This is a genomic window from Streptomyces sp. P5F9, assembly GCF_057961495.1.
The window spans coordinates 1-2527 of record NZ_JBXVPZ010000783.1; the positions used below are offsets into that span (position 1 = coordinate 1).

Here is a 2527-nt window from a genome sequence, read left to right on the forward strand (position 1 = left end):
CCCGCAGCACCCCGAGCCCCAACTGCACCACCCCGGCGGCGAACACGAGCACCCCGAGCGTCTCGACGCCGTACGCCCGCACGGCCTCGTACACGAGCACGGTCAGCCCGACGGCCGGACCGCTCACCTGCAGGCTGCTCCCAGGCAACGCCCCGACGACCAGCCCACCGACGATCCCGGTCACCAGCCCCAACTCGGCCGGCACCCCGGAGGCGATCGCCACGCCCACACAGAGTGGGAGCGCGACAAGAAAGACAACCAAAGAAGCAAGCAGATCGGCCTTGCTCACACCACAGCGCACGACACGCATGACAACGGCACCTCCGAAGACAGGACAGAGCCGGACAGGAGATGCGTGGGCGCCGCACCGGGGGAGGGCGCGGCGAACTGAAATCCATTGTCGGGAAAGGGAGTTGGCCCCGCACCCGATTCGTGTTGCCACCCCGTGAACGCGGAGGCATCCATACCGGAGCACCCCACTCCGATCACGCCACCACGCGCCTGCGCCGCCCCGCACACCCACCGGACGACACCTCAAGCCGCTTGACGGCCTCGTCCCGCGCTCCATCGGACGACACCTCAAGCCGCTTGACGGCTCCGTCCCGCACACCGGACGACACCCCGACCCGCTTGACGGCCCCGTCCCGTGCGAGCATTATTCATCACATGATGAATTACCTCCCCAGTCCGTCCGCGTCACCGGACACCCCACCCGGCGCGGACCGCGAACCCGCCGTCCAAGCCGAAGCCCTCACCGTCGTCCGCGGCCCCCGCACGGTCCTCCGCGCCCTCGACTTCGCCGTCCCGCGAGGGCAGATCACCGGCCTCCTCGGCCCCTCCGGCTGCGGCAAGTCGACGCTCATGCGCTCGATCGTCGGCACCCAGGCCAAAGTCACCGGCACCCTGAACGTCCTCGGTCGCCCCGCAGGACACCCCACCCTCCGAACCCGCATCGGCTACGTCACCCAAGCCCCCTCCGTCTACGATGACTTGACGGTCCGTCAGAATCTCGACTACTTCGCCGCGATCCTCGACCCCGGCCGCGCCGCGGCCACCCGCCGCCACGACGACGTCACCCGCGCCATCACCGACGTCGACCTCACCACCCACGCCGACTCCCTCGCCGGCAACCTCTCCGGCGGTCAGCGCAGCCGCGTCTCCCTGGCCGTGGCGCTCCTCGGCGCCCCGGAACTCCTCGTCCTCGACGAACCCACCGTCGGCCTGGACCCCGTCCTCCGCCGCGACCTCTGGGCCCTCTTCCACGACATCGCCGCCTCCCGCGGCGCCACCCTCCTCATCTCCTCCCACGTCATGGACGAGGCCGAGCGCTGCCACCGCCTCCTCCTCATGCGCGAGGGCGAGATCCTCGCCGACGACACCCCGGACGCCCTCCGCACCAGCACCGGCTCCGACACGGTCGAAGCCGCCTTCCTGCACCTGGTCGACGAGGCCGTAGCCACCGCCCGCCAGAAGGAGACGACCCGATGAGCGCGAACACGGCCACGAACACGACCGCCACGGGCACCCCCGCACCCACCACGCCCCGTGCCCTCAGCGCGTCCCGCACCACTGCCACCGCCGCCCGGGTCCTCCGCCAGCTCCGCCACGACCCCCGCACGATCGCGCTGCTGATCCTCATCCCGTGCTTGATGCTCGTCCTGCTGCGCTACGTCTTCGACGGCAGCCCGCGCACCTTCGACAGCATCGGCGCCTCACTGCTCGGCATCTTCCCCCTGATCACGATGTTCCTGGTCACGTCCATCGCCACCCTGCGCGAACGCACCTCCGGCACCCTCGAACGCCTCCTCGCCATGCCCCTCGGCAAGGGAGACCTGATCGCCGGCTACGCCCTCGCCTTCGGCATCCTCGCGATCATCCAGTCCGCCCTCGCGACGGGCCTGGCCGTCTGGTTCCTGGGCCTCGATGTGACCGGCAGCCCCTGGCTCCTCCTCCTGGTCGCCCTCCTCGACGCCCTGCTCGGGACCGCCCTCGGCCTCTTCGTCTCGGCCTTCGCGGCCTCCGAGTTCCAGGCCGTCCAGTTCATGCCGGCGGTGATCTTCCCCCAACTCCTCCTCTGCGGCCTCTTCACTCCCCGCTCCGACATGCACCCCGTCCTGGAGGCGATCTCCGACGTCCTGCCCATGTCGTACGCTGTCGACGGCATGAACGAGGTCCTCAAGCACACCGACATGACCGCCACCTTCGTCCGCGACGTACTGATCGTGGCCGGCTGCGCGATGCTGGTGCTGACACTGGGCGCGGCCACCCTGAGAAGGCGTACGGCATAGAGGCGTACGGAGGTCTTGTTCCGCCAGCCGGACAGCCACCACTCCTCCCCACGGCCGGTGCGAGGATGGGCCCATGAGCCAGAAAGTCGCAGTCCTCGGCACCGGCAAGATCGGTGAGGCCCTGCTCAGCGGAATGATCCGAGCGGGCTGGGCCCCGGCCGACCTGCTGGACCTCACCGCCACCGAACTGCGCGCCCAGCCGGACTGGCCGGCCCTCCGTGACACGGTGACCGCCTGGT

General features: G+C 70.2%; 5 protein-coding genes. 3 read left to right on the forward strand and 2 right to left on the reverse strand.

The features are described from left to right. Both AC31A1_RS49980 and AC31A1_RS49985 read right to left on the reverse strand, forming a co-directional pair. A partial coding sequence (locus AC31A1_RS49980; RefSeq protein ID WP_489659688.1) for a SulP family inorganic anion transporter occupies positions 1–310 on the reverse strand: 310 nt, incomplete at its 3' end. A 175-nt stretch (positions 311–485) separates the two neighbouring features. Beyond that, positions 486–656 carry a hypothetical protein gene (locus AC31A1_RS49985; RefSeq protein WP_489659689.1) on the reverse strand — a complete coding sequence of 57 codons (171 nt, stop codon included), beginning with the start codon at positions 654–656 and terminating at the stop codon, positions 486–488. 10 nt (positions 657–666) lie between these two features. Here AC31A1_RS49985 and AC31A1_RS49990 point away from each other — a divergent pair, with 10 nt between their 5' ends. The 3 genes from AC31A1_RS49990 to AC31A1_RS50000 all read left to right on the forward strand — a co-directional run. Beyond that, positions 667–1488, forward strand: coding sequence for an ABC transporter ATP-binding protein (locus AC31A1_RS49990; RefSeq protein ID WP_489659690.1), 822 nt, complete (start codon positions 667–669; stop codon positions 1486–1488). Beyond that, entirely contained in the window at positions 1485–2288 is an 804-nt protein-coding gene (locus AC31A1_RS49995; RefSeq protein ID WP_489659691.1) for an ABC transporter permease, read from the forward strand. Before AC31A1_RS49990 ends, AC31A1_RS49995 begins: the two co-directional genes overlap by 4 nt. 73 nt (positions 2289–2361) lie before the next feature. Beyond that, positions 2362–2527 (forward strand): NAD(P)-binding domain-containing protein (locus AC31A1_RS50000; RefSeq protein WP_489659692.1); only part of this gene is annotated, 166 nt, incomplete at its 3' end.

What these genes read in the sequence shown, in the direction of transcription:
- AC31A1_RS49985 (WP_489659689.1), bottom strand. Translation starts at nt 656, where the DNA reads ATGCTCGCACGGGACGGGGCCGTCAAGCGGGTCGGGGTGTCGTCCGGT.
- AC31A1_RS49990 (WP_489659690.1), top strand. Translation starts at nt 667, where the DNA reads ATGATGAATTACCTCCCCAGTCCGTCCGCGTCACCGGACACCCCACCC.
- AC31A1_RS49995 (WP_489659691.1), top strand. Translation starts at nt 1,485, where the DNA reads ATGAGCGCGAACACGGCCACGAACACGACCGCCACGGGCACCCCCGCA.